The organism is Haemophilus haemolyticus (genome assembly GCF_001008205.1).
GTDB classification, from domain to species: Bacteria; Pseudomonadota; Gammaproteobacteria; order Enterobacterales; family Pasteurellaceae; genus Haemophilus; species Haemophilus haemolyticus_Q.
On the sequence record NZ_LCTK01000005.1, the window covers coordinates 65,092 to 78,297 of the forward strand.

Annotated in this window: 15 protein-coding genes; 14 read left to right on the forward strand and 1 reads right to left on the reverse strand. The window is 38.1% G+C overall.

Annotated elements, in window-relative coordinates; all coding sequences use genetic code 11:
- The first annotated feature begins 6 nt into the window (after positions 1-6).
- The 4 genes from nadN to AAX18_RS01175 all read left to right on the forward strand — a co-directional run bounded on the left by nadN (position 7) and on the right by AAX18_RS01175 (position 4,617).
- On the forward strand, positions 7-1,818 hold the full coding sequence (nadN, locus tag AAX18_RS01160) for an NAD nucleotidase (RefSeq protein WP_005626434.1): 1,812 nt from the start codon (positions 7-9) through the stop codon (positions 1,816-1,818).
- 286 nt (positions 1,819-2,104) lie between these two features.
- Entirely contained in the window at positions 2,105-2,647 is a 543-nt protein-coding gene (gene aroK, locus AAX18_RS01165) for a shikimate kinase AroK (protein WP_005626436.1), read from the forward strand.
- A 19-nt stretch (positions 2,648-2,666) separates the two neighbouring features.
- Positions 2,667-3,755, forward strand: coding sequence for a 3-dehydroquinate synthase (gene aroB, locus AAX18_RS01170; protein WP_005626439.1), 1,089 nt, complete (start codon positions 2,667-2,669; stop codon positions 3,753-3,755).
- A gap of 1 nt (position 3,756) precedes the next feature.
- Complete coding sequence (locus tag AAX18_RS01175) at positions 3,757-4,617, forward strand: Dam family site-specific DNA-(adenine-N6)-methyltransferase (RefSeq protein ID WP_046952673.1); 861 nt, start codon at positions 3,757-3,759, stop codon at positions 4,615-4,617.
- A gap of 21 nt (positions 4,618-4,638) precedes the next feature.
- Here AAX18_RS01175 and mobA read toward each other — a convergent pair whose 3' ends face one another.
- Positions 4,639-5,229, reverse strand: coding sequence for a molybdenum cofactor guanylyltransferase MobA (gene mobA, locus AAX18_RS01180; protein ID WP_046952674.1), 591 nt, complete (start codon positions 5,227-5,229; stop codon positions 4,639-4,641).
- 64 nt (positions 5,230-5,293) lie between these two features.
- Between mobA and AAX18_RS01185 the strand changes: the two genes are divergently transcribed.
- The 10 genes from AAX18_RS01185 (at position 5,294) to AAX18_RS01230 (ending at position 13,186) form a co-directional block, all read left to right on the forward strand.
- Positions 5,294-5,560, forward strand: a complete 267-nt coding sequence (locus AAX18_RS01185) for a YihD family protein (protein WP_005626445.1) — start codon at positions 5,294-5,296, stop codon at positions 5,558-5,560.
- A gap of 11 nt (positions 5,561-5,571) precedes the next feature.
- On the forward strand, positions 5,572-6,189 hold the full coding sequence (dsbA, locus tag AAX18_RS01190) for a thiol:disulfide interchange protein DsbA (RefSeq protein ID WP_046952675.1): 618 nt from the start codon (positions 5,572-5,574) through the stop codon (positions 6,187-6,189).
- 61 nt (positions 6,190-6,250) lie between these two features.
- Positions 6,251-6,586 carry a MaoP family protein gene (locus AAX18_RS01195; protein ID WP_005626449.1) on the forward strand — a complete coding sequence of 112 codons (336 nt, stop codon included), beginning with the start codon at positions 6,251-6,253 and terminating at the stop codon, positions 6,584-6,586.
- Positions 6,587-6,728: 142 nt separating this feature from the next.
- The gene (trmA, locus tag AAX18_RS01200) at positions 6,729-7,820 is read left to right on the forward strand and encodes a tRNA (uridine(54)-C5)-methyltransferase TrmA (protein ID WP_046952676.1); all 1,092 of its coding nucleotides are present in this window, start codon (positions 6,729-6,731) and stop codon (positions 7,818-7,820) included.
- The gene (locus tag AAX18_RS01205; RefSeq protein WP_046952677.1) at positions 7,802-8,575 is read left to right on the forward strand and encodes a class I SAM-dependent methyltransferase; all 774 of its coding nucleotides are present in this window, start codon (positions 7,802-7,804) and stop codon (positions 8,573-8,575) included. The genes trmA and AAX18_RS01205 overlap by 19 nt, the downstream gene beginning before the upstream one ends.
- Entirely contained in the window at positions 8,569-9,003 is a 435-nt protein-coding gene (locus AAX18_RS01210) for a SoxR reducing system RseC family protein (protein WP_046952678.1), read from the forward strand. The genes AAX18_RS01205 and AAX18_RS01210 overlap by 7 nt, the downstream gene beginning before the upstream one ends.
- 110 nt (positions 9,004-9,113) lie before the next feature.
- Positions 9,114-9,335, forward strand: coding sequence for a hypothetical protein (locus tag AAX18_RS01215; protein ID WP_046952679.1), 222 nt, complete (start codon positions 9,114-9,116; stop codon positions 9,333-9,335).
- Positions 9,336-9,488: 153 nt separating this feature from the next.
- Positions 9,489-10,004: a molybdopterin-guanine dinucleotide biosynthesis protein MobB gene (gene mobB / locus AAX18_RS01220; protein ID WP_046952680.1), complete on the forward strand. Its 516-nt coding sequence runs from the start codon at positions 9,489-9,491 to the stop codon at positions 10,002-10,004.
- On the forward strand, positions 10,001-11,389 hold the full coding sequence (locus AAX18_RS01225) for an MDR family MFS transporter (protein WP_046952681.1): 1,389 nt from the start codon (positions 10,001-10,003) through the stop codon (positions 11,387-11,389). Before mobB ends, AAX18_RS01225 begins: the two co-directional genes overlap by 4 nt.
- Positions 11,390-11,542: 153 nt before the next feature.
- Positions 11,543-13,186, forward strand: a complete 1,644-nt coding sequence (locus AAX18_RS01230; RefSeq protein WP_046952682.1) for an ABC transporter substrate-binding protein — start codon at positions 11,543-11,545, stop codon at positions 13,184-13,186.
- Positions 13,187-13,206: the final 20 nt, after the last annotated feature.

Sequence of the window (13,206 nt, forward strand, 5' to 3'; positions counted from 1 at the left end):
GCCATTATGTTTTTATCTAAAAAATCAGTTACCTTTGCAGTTAGTGCGTTAGCAATGCTTTGCTCAGGTGCAACCTTTGCTAAAGAAGCGCCGCAAGCACATAAAGCTGTGGAGTTAAGTATCTTACATATTAACGACCACCATTCTTATTTGGAACCGCACGAAGCGAGAATTAATTTAAATGGTCAACAAACAAAGGTTGATATTGGCGGTTTTTCTGCTGTGAATGGAAAACTTTATGAGTTACGTAAAAAGTATAAAAATCCATTAGTGCTACATGCTGGTGATGCGATTACCGGTACGCTGTATTTCACCCTTTTTGGCGGTTCCGCTGATGCGGCTGTCATGAATGCTGGTAATTTCCATTATTTTACTTTGGGTAATCATGAATTTGACGCGGGCAATGAAGGTTTATTAAAACTACTCGAGCCATTAAAAATTCCAGTACTTTCAGCCAATGTTATTCCTGATAAAAATTCAATTTTATATAACAAATGGAAACCTTACGATATTTTCACTGTGGATGGAGAAAAAATTGCCATTATCGGTTTAGATACCGTGAATAAAACGGTTAATTCATCTTCACCAGGTAAGGATGTGAAGTTCTATGATGAAATTGCTACTGCACAAATTATGGCAAATGCGCTAAAACAACAAGGTATTAATAAAATCATCTTACTTTCACACGCAGGTAGTGAAAAAAATATCGAAATCGCTCAAAAAGTGAATGATATTGATGTGATCGTTACTGGCGATTCACATTATTTATACGGAAACGATGAATTACGTGGTTTAAAATTGCCAGTAATCTATGAATATCCGCTTGAATTTAAAAACCCGAATGGTGAACCGGTATTTGTAATGGAAGGTTGGGCTTATTCTGCTGTAGTGGGTGACTTAGGCGTGAAATTCAGTCCTGAAGGTATTGCGTCTATTACTCGTAAAATTCCTCATGTGTTAATGAGTTCTCATAAACTTCAAGTGAAAAATGCGGAAGGTAAATGGACTGAATTAACAGGCGATGAACGTAAAAAAGCACTTGATACTTTAAAATCAATGAAGAGTATTTCACTTGATGATCATGATGCAAAAACAGACATGCTTATTTCAAAATATAAAAGTGAAAAAGATCGTTTAGCACAAGAAATTGTTGGAGTCATCACTGGTTCTGCAATGCCGGGTGGTTCAGCGAACCGTATCCCAAATAAAGCAGGCTCTAATCCAGAAGGTTCTATCGCGACACGCTTTATTGCAGAAACAATGTATAACGAACTCAAAACAGTGGATTTAACTATTCAAAATGCAGGCGGTGTGCGTGCGGATATTTTACCGGGCAATGTAACCTTTAATGATGCTTATACTTTCTTACCTTTCGGGAATACGTTATATACCTATAAAATGGAAGGTTCGTTAGTGAAACAAGTGCTTGAAGATGCGATGCAATTTGCTTTAGTCGATGGCTCTACAGGAGCATTCCCTTATGGCGCAGGCATTCGTTACGAAGCGAATGAAACACCAAATGCGGAAGGTAAACGCTTAGTGAGCGTGGAAGTATTGAATAAACAAACCCAGCAATGGGAACCGATTGATGATAATAAACGTTATCTCGTTGGTACCAATGCTTATGTAGCTAGCGGTAAAGATGGGTACAAAACTTTTGGTAAATTATTTAACGATCCTAAATATGAAGGCGTTGATACATACTTGCCTGATGCGGAAAGTTTCATTAAATTTATGAAAAAACATCCGCACTTTGAGGCTTACACTTCATCAAATGTGAAATTTAATGCTTCAACTGATGCATTACCTAAAAAATAAAATTGAAAAATAGACTAAAAATAGCGCGTATTTAACGCGCTATTTTTGTTATGAGTTTGCTGCTTTAAGATGCCGTAGATGATTGAGAATCTTGATTATTCCACAACTGAATGCTTTCTCGTGGAAAATAAATTCCCTAGAAAGGTTGAAAAATAGGGTGGTTTATTGCGATAATCTAGACCATTTTTGGGGAGATCTTTCAAGTAGTCAAATTTGTTTTAGACTGTGTATTTTTGTTAGAAAGATCAATTTTTTATTTCACCTTTAATTTAATTAGAAAAGAACAATGGCGGAAAAACGTAATATTTTTTTAGTGGGACCAATGGGTGCGGGTAAAAGCACTATCGGTCGTCAGTTAGCACAACAGCTTAATATGGATTTTATTGATTCCGATGCCGTGATTGAAGAGCGTACTGGCGCGGACATTAGCTGGATTTTTGATTTGGAAGGTGAAGAAGGCTTCCGTAAGCGTGAAGAACGCATTATTAATGAGCTTACTCAAATGCAAGGCATTGTGCTTTCAACTGGTGGTGGCGCTGTGCTTTCTAAAGAGAGTCGTAATTATTTATCTGCACGCGGTATCGTGATTTATTTAGAAACAACAGTGGAAAAACAATTCCAACGTACTCAACGTGATAAAAAACGTCCATTGCTCCAAGATGCAGAGAATCCTCGTCAAGTATTGGAAGATTTAGCAAAAATTCGCAACCCACTTTATGAAGAAATTGCGGACATCACTTTGCCAACCGATGAGCAAAATGCCAAAGTAATGGTAAATCAAATTGTTGATTTAATTGATAATATGAATGGATTGAATGGTGCACTTTAAACACACCTAAGGATAAATTATGCTGTGCGTCAACGTGGAATTGCAAGAGCGTCGCTATCCTATTTTAATTGGTAGCGGATTGTTACAAGATGAACGTAGTTACCCGATTAAGCGTGGGGATCGCGTGATGATTGTAACGAATCCCACGGTTGCACAGTTTTATCTTGATACAGTCATCTATGCGTTAGAAAAACGTGGTTGCGTGGTCGATCATGTTTTATTGCCAGATGGCGAAAAATACAAAACGCTTGAATCTTTAAACTTAATTTTCACCGCACTTTTGCAAGGTAATCATGGCCGAGATACCACGATCATTGCATTGGGTGGCGGTGTAATTGGCGATGTTGCTGGCTTTGCTGCGGCAAGTTACCAGCGCGGTGTGCGTTTAATTCAAATTCCAACCACATTGCTTTCCCAAGTGGATTCTTCAGTGGGCGGTAAAACGGCGGTTAATCATGAATTAGGCAAAAATATGATTGGCGCGTTCTATCAGCCATCAATGGTTATTATTGATACGCTCACGCTTAATACCCTTCCTAAACGTGAAGTAAACGCGGGTCTTGCCGAAGTTATCAAATATGGCGCCATTTTAGATTACGAATTTTTTGAATGGCTAGAACAACATATTGATGAACTTGTCGCTTTGCATCCTGAGGCGCTTCAACATTGTATTTCTCGTTGTTGTCAAATTAAAGCGGATGTGGTCGCGAGAGATGAAACAGAAAAGGGTGACCGTGCATTGCTCAATCTTGGGCACACTTTTGGTCATGCCATTGAAACTCACTTAGGTTATGGAAACTGGCTTCATGGTGAAGCTGTTTCGACGGGAATGATGATGGCAGCGGCGCTTTCGGAAGAACTTGGCGATATTTCTATTGCAGATGTGTCTCGCCTTGAAAAATTACTTGCTCGTGCCAATTTGCCCACCGTATCACCGGATACGATGCAGCCGGAAGACTATTTACCGCATATGATGCGTGATAAAAAAGTTCTAGCGGGTAAATTGCGTCTGGTGCTACTCAAATCTCTAGGCCAAGCTTATGTGGCGAATGATACCGATCATACCCTCGTGTTAAACGCAATTCGTCGTTGTACTCAAACGGATTAAGATGTTACGTCCGAAAAAACAATCTTTAAAACCTAAGTTAAAACACCGTCCATTTTTAAAATGGGCGGGGGGGAAATTTCGTTTAACGGACGATATAAATAAAGCCTTCCCAAACAAAAAAAACTGCTTAATTGAGCCATTTGTGGGCGCTGGAGCAGTATTTCTTAATTCTAATTTTGAACGCTATATTTTGGCAGATATCAACCCTGATTTAATCAATCTATTCAATATTGTGAAAGAAAATGTAGAGGGTTATATCGAAGCTTGTAAGCCTATTTTCTTCGCTGATGATGCCAATACACCCGATTATTACTATACCAAACGTCGTCAATTTAATGCTTCAACGGATCCTTTTGAACGTTCGATTATTTTTTTATATTTGAACCGTTTTGGGTTTAACGGATTATGCCGTTATAACAGCAAAAATGAATTTAATGTGCCTTTTGGGGCTTATAAAACTCATTATTTCCCAGAAGATGAATTACGTTATTTCGCTCATAAAGCGCAAAGTGCGGTATTTTTATGCTGTGATTTTCAAAAGACTTTTGAACTGGCAGATAAAGATTCGGTGATTTATTGCGATCCGCCTTATGCTCCGCTACAACAAGAGACTAATTTTACTGGTTATGCGGGCAATGAGTTTGGTTTGATACAGCAACGTGTTTTGGCAGATTTAGCGAAATCTATACAAAAAGAAAAACAAATTCCGATATTGATCTCTAATCACGATACTAAATTTACGCGTGAAATTTACAATGGTGCTAAATTTAAACGGGTAAAAGTTCAACGTTCTATTAGTCAGAATTCAGAAAAACGCATAAAAGTGAAAGAATTGATTGCGATATTTGGTGCGCGTAAATAATAAAAATAAACCGCACTTTTGTTAGTCTTCGGTTAGATGACTGTTTTTCTTTAAATCATCCAGCGTATTAAAATTCTCGAAGTTGCCTTCTTCTTTCGTAAATTTTACTGAAATCCCGCCATTTTCTTTCATAAACTGCAAAAGGCGTCGTTCACCCGATGCTAAATAGTGTCGTAATTTTTCTTTTAGCTGAACAGACATCAAACAAAAAACGGGATGTTCACGTTCTTCATCGCAAGCATAGGTAATTAAAGTGCGGTCATTTTTAACCGTACTTTTGAGTTTATCTAAAAGATTAGTAGGGAAAAAAGGCGTATCGCAAGGCGTAAAAAGGATGAAGTCGCTTTTTGTTTTTTCTAGGGCTGTTAGCATGCCGCTCAATGGCCCTTGAAAATCGGGTAGTTCATCGGAAAAAATAGGAAAGCCAAATTTTGCATATTCTGTTTGATTTCGGTTAGCGTTAATCGAAATATCATGAACTTGTGGTTGCAAGCGATGAATAACATGTTGAATTAAAGATTGTTTACCTAAAATCTGTAATCCTTTATCTTGCCCGCCCATTCTGCGTGCTTTGCCACCAGCCAAAATTACCGCGCTTATTGTAATTGTCATATTTTAATCTATCGTTATTTCAAGTATCATTTGCCTATTTTTTACGATTAAAAAGGAAATAGCAATGAAATGTAAGCGTTTAAATGAAGTTTTGGAACTTTTACAGCCTTATTGGTCTAAAGACCCAGATTTGAGCTTAATGGAAATTTTGCAAAAAATTGCCCATGAATCAGGTTTTCAAAAGCCATTAAATGAATTAACTGATGAAGTGATTATTTATCAGTTAAAAATGGATGGTACAGATAAACATGAGCCAATTCCTGGTCTCAAAAAAGATTACGAAGAAGATTTTAAAACCGCATTGCTCCGTGCTCGCGGTATCATTAAATAAGAGGAAAGCAAATGAAAAAAGTATTACTTGCGTTAGGTTTAGGTATCAGCACGCTTATGTCTGTAAATAGTTTTGCCGCAGATTTACAAGAAGGCAAACAATATGTTCAAGTGAGTCAACAGGCTTCACAGCAAAAAGAAGTGATTGAGTTTTTCTCATTCTATTGCCCGCATTGTTATGCCTTTGAAATGGAATATAAAATTCCACAACAAGTCGCAGATACTTTACCAAAAGACGTGAAATTTAAACAATATCATGTGAATTTCTTAGGTCGCCAGTCTGAAAATTTAACGCGTGCTTGGGCGTTAGCAATGGCATTAGGTGCAGAAAGTAAAGTAAAGGCACCATTATTTGAAGCGGCTCAAAAGGATGCCTTGAAATCAATGGATGATATTCGAGCCATTTTCTTATCGAATGGTGTAACCGCCGAGCAATTTGATGGCGGCATTAATAGTTTTGCCGTGAATGGTTTGGTCAATAAACAAGTAAATGCCGCAGAACAATTTAAGGTGCGTGGCGTACCTGATTTTTATGTAAATGGAAAATTCCGCGTAAACCCTGAAGGGTTAAATTACGATGATTTCGTGAAAGATTATGTGCAAACCGTAAAAGGTTTATTGCAAAAATAACGAAAAATTGGTTTAATGCCTGCCCTATTTTGTAAATATTAATGAAAGAAGAGAGAATATTATGGCTGCAAGTTTTAGCGTAACGCGTCGTTTCTTTGACGATAAAAACTACCCACGTGGTTTTTCCCGTCACGGTGATTACACAATCAAGGAATCACAGGTGCTTGAGCAATATGGCCAAGCGTTCAAAGCATTAGACTTAGGGGAACGTGAGCCAGCGACTAAAGAAGAAAAAGATTTCGTCGCTTTTTGCCGTGGTGAGCGCGCAGCAGAGACTTTCTTTGAAAAAACTTGGAATAAATATCGTACTCGTATTAACACTAAAAAACGTGTTTACACCTTATCTGGTGATGTGAGTGAAGCTGCCTCTGGCGGTGAAGATTATTCCGGCGAATAAGAGACGTTAAATAAGGCAGGCGGAAGTCTGCCTTTTGTTTTTGATAGCTTGTGAAATCTCGCGTAATTCACGGCTGATAACTTTATTCTCCTATCTTTGTATGAACGATTCGTCTTCATACGCCCTATGAATACTAATTTCTATGCAATTACCGATTTCTCAATACAACGAACTGCTACAAAAAAAACTTGAAAAATTAACCGCACTTTTGTGCCCTTTCAATGCGCCTGATATTCAAGTTTTTGACTCTCCAACAAGTCATTATCGCATGCGTGCGGAGTTCCGTATTTGGCACGAGCAAGATGATTTTTACCATATTATGTTTGATCAAGCGACGTTGCAGCGTTATCGCGTGGATGAATTTCCAATCGCTAGCACGCTGATAAATCGCATGATGCAAACCTTATTACCTTTGTTAAAACAACAAGAAGTGCTACACAAAAAATTATTCCAAATTGATTACCTTAGCACTTTGAGTAATAAGATTATTGTGAGCTTGCTTTATCATAAAACACTCACTGAAGAATGGGAAAGTGCGGCTAAAAATCTAAAAGATTTACTCGAAAAGCAAGATTTTGATGTGCAAATAATCGGGCGTGCAAGTAAACAAAAAATCTGTTTTGAGCAAGATTATGTGGATGAAGTTTTACCTGTGAATGGCAGAAATTATGTTTATCGCCAAGTCGAGAATAGTTTTACCCAGCCAAACCCAATGGTAAACTGTAAAATGCTTGAATGGGCAATTGATTGTACCCAAAATAGCGAAGGCGATTTATTAGAACTTTACTGCGGAAACGGTAATTTTTCTATTGCACTTGCACAGAATTTCCGCAAGGTATTGGCAACAGAAATCGCCAAACCTTCCGTAGCCGCCGCACAGTTTAATATCGCTGAAAATAAAGTTGATAATTTACAAATTATCCGTATGTCGGCAGAGGAATTTACGCAGGCAATGAATGGGGTTCGAGCCTTTAACCGCTTGAAAGGGATTGATTTAAAATCTTACGAATGTAATACCATTTTTGTCGATCCACCTCGCGCAGGGCTTGATCCTGATACAGTGAAACTTGTACAAAATTACGATCGCATTTTGTATATTTCCTGTAATCCACATACGCTGTGCGATAATCTTATTGAACTATCAAAAACGCACCGTATTGAAAAAGCAGCGTTATTTGACCAATTCCCTTACACTGACCACATGGAAAGCGGCGTATGGCTCATTCGCAAGTAGGTATTCAACTAATTTCTGAATCTCCAGAAAAAACATTAGCAGAATTGACCGCACTTTGTGCTGAACATAACATTATTCATGATGAACAAAGCCCACTTGCACTTGTTCAAACCGATGAACGTTTAGAACTTCGTAAATTAGACGAACCTAAACTCGGGGCGGTTTATGTTGATTTTGTAGGTGGGACAATGGCTCACCGTCGTAAATTTGGTGGTGGTCGCGGTGAAGCTGTAGCGAAAGCAGTAGGGATTAAAGGTTCGGAATTGCCAACGATTATTGATGCCACAGCTGGTCTAGGACGTGACGCCTTTGTGCTAGCCTCTATTGGTTGCCAAGTTTGTTTAGTAGAACGTCATCCTGTTGTTTTTTTACTTCTGCAAGATGGTCTAAATCGTGCTTATCAAGATGAGGAAATCGGTGAGATGTTGCAACAAAATTTGCGCTTGCTGAATGTTCACCATATTAATGAACTTGATCCTAATAGCGATTATGCCGATGTGGTTTATCTCGATCCAATGTATCCACATAAACAAAAATCTGCACTAGTAAAAAAAGAAATGCGTGTATTCCAGCATTTAGTCGGGGCTGATTTAGATGCCGATGAATTACTTTTACCTGCACTACAACTCGCTAAAAAACGTGTGGTCGTGAAGCGTCCTGACTATGCAGAATTTCTTTGTGGAAAACAACCACACTTTAGCCGTGAAACGAAAAATCATCGCTTTGATATTTATATGGGAGAATCCCAATGCTAAGAGAAAGTGCCGTTGTTATTAGCTATGAAAATGGCATTGCCAAAGTGAAATGCCAATCCCAAAGTGCCTGTGGCCAATGTGCAGCTAAAAACAGTTGTGGAACATCAAGTCTTTCCGAATTAAACGGTAAACGTGGCGAGCATATTTTTTATGTGGACACATTAATGCCATTACGAGAAGGTCAAATTGTTGAAATTGGATTAGAAGAAAAGTCGATGTTGTTATCGGCATTATTGATGTATGTTGTACCGCTTTTGACCTTATTGATTGCGACGATGTTATCTGATTACATCAGCCACAATGAAATCTTGCGTGCAATTTTAATCTTTGGATTAACCGCACTTTCTTTCATTTTTGTAAAATCTTATAGCAGAAAATTAGGGCAACAAACAGAATTTCAGCCTGTTTTATTGCGCATATTATCTTAAGTTTTTATTCGCTTTTTATTATTGCTGGATCTAGATCGCAAGCTATAAAGCTAGTTGAGTAATTCTATTTTTATTTAAGCAAAATTTCTTTTTTATTTATCGGAGAAACTATGCCGAATTTATTTAAATTACCCATTGAGAAAAGTTCTTTAGAGGCTTGGTCAAAACTTAGTGATGATGTGGCAAAAGTTGCTATTCTAGCAATGCCTGTTATACTTTATGGCGAGCAACCGCTTTTCCTAAAAGGATTAAATATTAGTTTTTTGCTCATTATTGCTTATGCTTGCCTTGTGATGGGGCGTAAATTTCGTCAATTAGTGGAGGGAAAATAATATGTGGCTTGCTATAGGGCTTGACATTGTTGCTCTTCTTGCTATTGGCGGACTTATTTTTGCCAATTATGCAGCAAAACATTCTTAATTTATTAACCCCGATCTTTCGGGGTTTTCGGTATCTAAAGTGCGGTTATTTTTAAGGTTATTTTTATGAACAATCAGATTCCTTTATTTGGAATTACCGGTTATAGCGGTAGTGGTAAAACAACATTATTAGAAAAACTTATCCCAGAGCTTATCGCTCGTCACATTCGCGTTTCAGTGATTAAACATAGCCATCACAATATGCAAGTTGATAAAGAAGGCAAAGATAGTTGGCGTATGAAAGAGGTGGGTTCTTCTCAAGTCATTTTAGCGAATGATGAACGCTGGGCGATCATGACGGAAACGCCAAAACCTGTTTCATTGGATTATTTAGCGCAACAATTTGACCACACTTTAACGGATTTAGTGTTGGTGGAAGGCTTTAAACAAGAGCCTATTCCAAAGATTTTGCTTCACCGTCAAGAAATGGCAAAACCTTTACCCGAAATTGACGAATATGTTGTGGCGGTTGCTACTAATTATCTCCTTGAAATTGACCGCACTTTGTTGGATATTAACCGCATTCCGAAAATTGCCGATTTTATTGAAAATTGGTTGCACCATTTTCACGGAGCACGATGACTGAATCCAATGCTTATCGCGGTTTAGCTTGGGTAGCAGCAATGGCGCTTTTTATGCAGAGCCTAGATGCCACCATTCTTAATACTGCCTTACCGGCGATATCCTCCGATTTACATAAGCCCGCCTTTGAAATGCAAATGGCGATTATTGCTTATTCTTTAGCCGTTGCATTATTTATTCCTCTAACCGCGTGGTCCGCGGCAAAATTTGGGACATTAACCGTTTTTCGCGGTGCAGTTTTCACGTTTATTTTAGGTTCAGTTGCTTGTGCCGCGGCCCCTAATTTAGAAAGTTTAATCTTAGCCAGAGTGATTCAGGGGATAGGCGGTGCTTTTATGATGCCAGTGGCGCGTTTAGCTATTATTCAAGCTGTCCCTAAACAACAATTAGTTAATGCTTGGAATTTAATGGCAACTGCAGGTTTGATTGGGCCAATTCTAGGGCCTATTTTAGGTGGATGGTTAGTCATTCACGCCAGTTGGCACTGGATTTTTTTAATTAATATTCCAATTGGTGCACTAGGGATTTTGGCATCGGGCAGAGTGATGAGTAACATCAAAGGCGAAGCAGAGAAACTAGATTGGACAGGTTTTTTACTGTTTGCATTAGGGTTAGTTGGCATCACGCTTGATTTGGATTTACTCGGTGAAAGCCAGCATAGCCCAATTGCAACCTATAGCGTATTAGTTGTCGGTATTCTGTTACTCGTGGCTTATTGTAGCTATGCCAAAAACAATGAAGATGCCATTTTACCTTTATCCCTTTTCCGTACTCGTACATTTAGATTAGGCATTATTGCCAATATTTTTATCCGATTATCTGCATCTGGCGTTCCCTTTTTATTGCCTTTGATGTTTCAATTATCTTTCGGTTACAGTGCTGAAATGTCAGGCTGGCTATTAGCACCGATTGCGTTAATTTCTGTAATTTTGAAAATATTAATTGGACGAATTTTAAATCGTTGGGGCTATAAAACAACGTTAATTTCATCAGCACTTTTGATGGCGGGATCTGTGATTTCCATGGCTTGGTTGGATAAACAAAGTTCTCTGACTTGGATTATTTGTAATCTTATGTGGTACGGTGCTTGCATGTCGATAATTTTCACTTCAATTAATACGTTGACTGTAGGCGATCTTTCAAAACAACAGGCAGGCACAGGTTCTACAGTATTAAGTATTGTGCAGCAAGTTGGGATTGGATTTGGTATTGCCATTTCATCGATAATTCTAAATCTTTATAGACATTTCTTTAGCGCAAGTGATGGCTTACAACAGGCATTTAGCTATACTTTCTTAACCTCATCACTTTTTGCAATCGCCTTAGTTTGGTCACTTATGAAATTACATAAAAATGATGGTGATCATTTACGGAAGAATCCTTAGATTAATTTGTTATAATCCATAGAATTTTTTTATTTAAAAAAAGCGACATTTGCTTATATCTTATTAAACATTTATTTTAGATAGGATTTATCTAGCATCTTTGGTATATCACTATGCTCGAATAAATCTTTGCCAACAAAGTGAGGAACTATCATGAAGCTAAAAGCAACACTAACTCTTGCGGCTGCAACGCTTGTATTAGCAGCTTGCGATCAATCAGGTTCAGCAAATAAACCGACCGCACAATCTGAAACCAAATCTGCATCTAACAACACTTTCGTTTACTGTACAGCAAAAGCACCTTTAGGATTTAGCCCTGCACTTGTAATGGAGGGAACATCTTATAATGCCAGCTCACAACAAGTGTATAACCGCTTAGTTGAATTTAAAAAAGGCTCAACGGATATTGAACCGGCTTTAGCAGAAAGCTGGGAAATTAGCGATGATGGTTTAACTTACACATTTCATCTAAGAAAAGGTGTTAAATTCCATACAACAAAAGAATTTACCCCAACACGTGATTTTAATGCAGATGATGTTGTATTTTCATTCCAACGTCAGTTAGATCCAAATCATCCATATCACAATGTATCTAAGGGGACTTATCCATATTTCAAAGCAATGAAATTCCCTGAATTGTTAAAATCAGTGGAAAAACTAGATGACAACACAATTCGTATTACCTTGAACAAAAAAGATGCGACTTTCTTGGCAAGTTTAGGTATGGATTTTATTTCTATTTATTCCGCAGAATATGCTGATGCAATGCTGAAAGCAGGTAAGCCAGAAACAATTGATAATCGCCCAGTAGGGACTGGCCCATTTGTTTTTGTTGATTACAAAACAGATCAGGCAGCCCAGTATGTAGCAAACGAAAACTATTGGAAAGGTAGAACACCATTGGATCGTTTAGTTATCAATATTGTGCCAGATGCGACAACACGTTATGCAAAATTACAGGCTGGATCTTGTGATTTAATTTTATTCCCGAATGTAGCGGATTTAGTCAAAATGAAAACAGATCCAAAAGTACAACTTTTGGAACAAAAAGGTTTGAACGTGGCGTATATCGCATTCAATACCGAAAAAGCACCGTTTGATAATGTCAAAGTTCGTCAAGCACTGAACTACGCAGTGGATAAAAAAGCGATTATTGAAGCAGTTTACCAAGGCGCGGGTACACCAGCTAAAAATCCACTTCCTCCAACAATTTGGAGTTACAACGATGAAGTTCAAGATTATCCGTATGATCCAGAAAAAGCAAAACAACTTTTAGCAGAAGCGGGTTACCCAAATGGTTTTGAAACTGATTTTTGGATTCAACCTGTTGTACGAGCTTCTAACCCAAATCCAAAACGTATGGCTGAACTTATCATGGCGGACTGGGCTAAAGTTGGTGTAAAAACCAACCCTGTTACCTATGAATGGGCGGATTACCAAAAACGTGCGAAAGCAGGTGAGTTAACTGCTGGTATCTTTGGCTGGTCTGGTGATAATGGTGACCCTGATAACTTCTTATCTCCATTATTGGCAAGTTCAAATGCGGGTAATTCCAATATGGCTCGTTTTAAAAATCCAGAATTTGATGCATTACTAGATAAAGCAATCGGATTAACAAATAAGGAAGAACGCACCACACTTTATAAACAAGCGCAAGTCATCATTCATAATCAGGCACCTTGGATTCCAGTTGCGCACTCTGTAGGTTTTGCACCACTTAGTCCACGCGTAAAAGGCTATGTACAAAGCCCATTTGGCTATGATGCTTTCTATGGCGTGAGTGTAGACGGTAAATAATTAATACTATTTCAGTTCTT

Bases quoted from the DNA above. Each gene is read 5' to 3' on its own strand.
- nadN (WP_005626434.1), top strand. From the start codon at position 7: ATGTTTTTATCTAAAAAATCAGTTACCTTTGCAGTTAGTGCGTTAGCA.
- aroK (WP_005626436.1), top strand. From the start codon at position 2,105: ATGGCGGAAAAACGTAATATTTTTTTAGTGGGACCAATGGGTGCGGGT.
- aroB (WP_005626439.1), top strand. From the start codon at position 2,667: ATGCTGTGCGTCAACGTGGAATTGCAAGAGCGTCGCTATCCTATTTTA.
- AAX18_RS01175 (WP_046952673.1), top strand. From the start codon at position 3,757: ATGTTACGTCCGAAAAAACAATCTTTAAAACCTAAGTTAAAACACCGT.
- mobA (WP_046952674.1), bottom strand. From the start codon at position 5,229: ATGACAATTACAATAAGCGCGGTAATTTTGGCTGGTGGCAAAGCACGC.
- AAX18_RS01185 (WP_005626445.1), top strand. From the start codon at position 5,294: ATGAAATGTAAGCGTTTAAATGAAGTTTTGGAACTTTTACAGCCTTAT.
- dsbA (WP_046952675.1), top strand. From the start codon at position 5,572: ATGAAAAAAGTATTACTTGCGTTAGGTTTAGGTATCAGCACGCTTATG.
- AAX18_RS01195 (WP_005626449.1), top strand. From the start codon at position 6,251: ATGGCTGCAAGTTTTAGCGTAACGCGTCGTTTCTTTGACGATAAAAAC.
- trmA (WP_046952676.1), top strand. From the start codon at position 6,729: ATGCAATTACCGATTTCTCAATACAACGAACTGCTACAAAAAAAACTT.
- AAX18_RS01205 (WP_046952677.1), top strand. From the start codon at position 7,802: ATGGCTCATTCGCAAGTAGGTATTCAACTAATTTCTGAATCTCCAGAA.
- AAX18_RS01210 (WP_046952678.1), top strand. From the start codon at position 8,569: ATGCTAAGAGAAAGTGCCGTTGTTATTAGCTATGAAAATGGCATTGCC.
- AAX18_RS01215 (WP_046952679.1), top strand. From the start codon at position 9,114: ATGCCGAATTTATTTAAATTACCCATTGAGAAAAGTTCTTTAGAGGCT.
- mobB (WP_046952680.1), top strand. From the start codon at position 9,489: ATGAACAATCAGATTCCTTTATTTGGAATTACCGGTTATAGCGGTAGT.
- AAX18_RS01225 (WP_046952681.1), top strand. From the start codon at position 10,001: ATGACTGAATCCAATGCTTATCGCGGTTTAGCTTGGGTAGCAGCAATG.
- AAX18_RS01230 (WP_046952682.1), top strand. From the start codon at position 11,543: ATGAAGCTAAAAGCAACACTAACTCTTGCGGCTGCAACGCTTGTATTA.